The sequence below is a fragment of the Acinetobacter sp. YH12021 genome (genome assembly GCF_013420145.1).
Lineage (GTDB): Bacteria > Pseudomonadota > Gammaproteobacteria > Pseudomonadales > Moraxellaceae > Acinetobacter > Acinetobacter towneri.
Genome location: NZ_VOYT01000047.1, coordinates 1 through 2,923 on the forward strand (window position 1 = coordinate 1; position 2,923 = coordinate 2,923).

1 rRNA gene is annotated in these 2,923 nt (G+C 50.0%); it reads right to left on the reverse strand.

The features are described 5' to 3' along the window. Nucleotides 1–153: 153 nt before the first annotated feature. Nucleotides 154–2,923: ribosomal RNA gene (locus tag FTT91_RS14210) — 23S ribosomal RNA — on the reverse strand; the annotation flags it as partial.

Sequence of the window (2,923 nt, forward strand, 5' to 3'; positions counted from 1 at the left end):
TGTAATGCCTTACTTTGTTCCAAATGAGTTATTAACAGGTTGGCTATTGGGTCTGAATTTTATTGTTTAGCGTTAACTAAATCAAGATCAGTCTGAATTGACTGATTGGATTTGAATCGATTGAGCATACAACCCCAACTGTTTGGGTGTTGTATAGTCAAGCCTCACGAGCAATTAGTATTGGTCAGCTTCACATATCGCTATGCTTCCACATCCAACCTATCAACGTCGTAGTCTTCAACGGCTCTTTAGGAGGCATAAAGCCTCGGGGAAATCTTATCTTGAGGTAGGCTTCCCGCTTAGATGCTTTCAGCGGTTATCCCTTCCGAACATAGCTACCCGGCGATGCGACTGGCGTCACAACCGGTACACCAGAGGTTCGTCCACTCTGGTCCTCTCGTACTAGGAGCAGATCCTCTCAAATTTCCAGCGCCCACGGTAGATAGGGACCGAACTGTCTCACGACGTTCTAAACCCAGCTCGCGTACCTCTTTAAATGGCGAACAGCCATACCCTTGGGACCTGCTTCAGCCCCAGGATGAGATGAGCCGACATCGAGGTGCCAAACACCGCCGTCGATATGAACTCTTGGGCGGTATCAGCCTGTTATCCCCAGAGTACCTTTTATCCGTTGAGCGATGGCCCTTCCATACAGAACCACCGGATCACTAAGACCTACTTTCGTACCTGCTCGACTTGTGGGTCTCGCAGTTAAGCGCGCTTTTGCCTTTATACTCTACGCGTGATTTCCGACCACGCTGAGCGCACCTTCGTACTCCTCCGTTACTCTTTAGGAGGAGACCGCCCCAGTCAAACTACCCACCAGACATGGTCCTCGTCCCGGATAACGGGACAGAGTTAGAACCTCAACATTACCAGGGTGGTATTTCAAGGACGGCTCCACTCGGACTAGCGTCCAAGTTTCAAAGCCTCCCACCTATCCTACACAAGTAAGGTCAAAGTTCAATGTCAAGCTGCAGTAAAGGTTCACGGGGTCTTTCCGTCTAGCCGCGGGTACACCGCATCTTCACGGCGAATTCGATTTCACTGAGCCTCTGCTGGAGACAGCGCCGCCATCATTATGCCATTCGTGCAGGTCGGAACTTACCCGACAAGGAATTTCGCTACCTTAGGACCGTTATAGTTACGGCCGCCGTTTACTGGGGCTTCGATCAAGAGCTTCGCTTACGCTAACCCCATCAATTAACCTTCCAGCACCGGGCAGGCATCACACCCTATACGTCCACTTTCGTGTTTGCAGAGTGCTATGTTTTTAATAAACAGTTGCAGCGGCCTGGTTTCTGAGGCTGTCGACAGCTCAAGGAGCGAGTCCTATCACCATCAACAGCGTACCTTCTCCCGAAGTTACGGTACCATTTTGCCTAGTTCCTTCAGCAGAGTTCTCTCAAGCGCTTTGGTCTACTCGACCTGACCACCTGTGTCGGTTTCGGGTACGATTCCAGTGTAACTGAAGCTTAGAGACTTTTCCTGGAAGCAGGGTATCAGCCACTTCACTGTACAAGTACAGCTTGCTATCAGATCTCAGCATAGAGCACCCCGGATTTGCCTAAGATGCATGCCTACTTCCTTTCACCTGGACAACCAACGCCAGGCTGACTTAACCTTCTCCGTCCTCTCATCGCATTACACTGAAGTATTGGAATATTAACCAATTTCCCATCGACTACGCCTCTCGGCCTCGCCTTAGGGGTCGACTCACCCAGCCCCGATTAACGTTGGACTGGAACCCTTGGTCTTTCAGCGAACGGGTTTTTCACCCGTTTTGTCGTTACTCACGTCAGCATTCGCACTTCTGATACCTCCAGCAGACTTCTCAATCCACCTTCTTCGGCTTACAGAACGCTCCCCTACCACGCATAATAAATTATGCATCCGCAGCTTCGGCACATAGTTTTAGCCCCGTTACATCTTCCGCGCAGGCCGACTCGACTAGTGAGCTATTACGCTTTCTTTAAAGGGTGGCTGCTTCTAAGCCAACCTCCTAGCTGTCTATGCCTTCCCACATCGTTTCCCACTTAACTATGATTTTGGGGCCTTAGCTGGCGGTCTGGATTGTTTTCCTCTTGACTACGGACGTTAGCACCCGCAGTCTGTCTCCCGGATAGTACTCATTGGTATTCGGAGTTTGCATCGGTTTGGTAAGTCGGGATGACCCCCTAGCCGAAACAGTGCTCTACCCCCAATGGTATTCGTCCGAGGCGCTACCTAAATAGCTTTCGGGGAGAACCAGCTATCACCGAGTTTGATTAGCCTTTCACCCCTATCCACAAGTCATCCCCTGGCTTTTCAACGACAGTGGGTTCGGTCCTCCAGTTAGTGTTACCCAACCTTCAACCTGCTCATGGATAGATCACCCGGTTTCGGGTCTATACCCAGCAACTATACGCCCTATTAAGACTCGATTTCTCTACGGCTCCCCTATTCGGTTAACCTTGCTACTGAATATAAGTCGCTGACCCATTATACAAAAGGTACGCAGTCACCAAACAAGTTGGCTCCCACTGCTTGTATGCATGCGGTTTCAGGATCTATTTCACTCCCCTCACAGGGGTTCTTTTCGCCTTTCCCTCACGGTACTGGTTCACTATCGGTCAGTCAGGAGTATTTAGCCTTGGAGGATGGTCCCCCCATATTCAGACAAGGTTTCACGTGCCTCGCCCTACTCGTCATCATTATGTGTGCCCTTTCGTGTACAGGACTATCACCCACTATGGTTGCACTTCCCAGAGCATTCCACTAAAACACACATAACTTAATGGGCTTTTCCCCTTTCGCTCGCCGCTACTGAGGGAATCTCAATTGATTTCTTTTCCTACGGGTACTGAGATGTTTCACTTCCCCGCGTTCGCTTCGTATGACTATGTATTCATCATACGATACCTACCTTAAGGTAGGTGGGTTC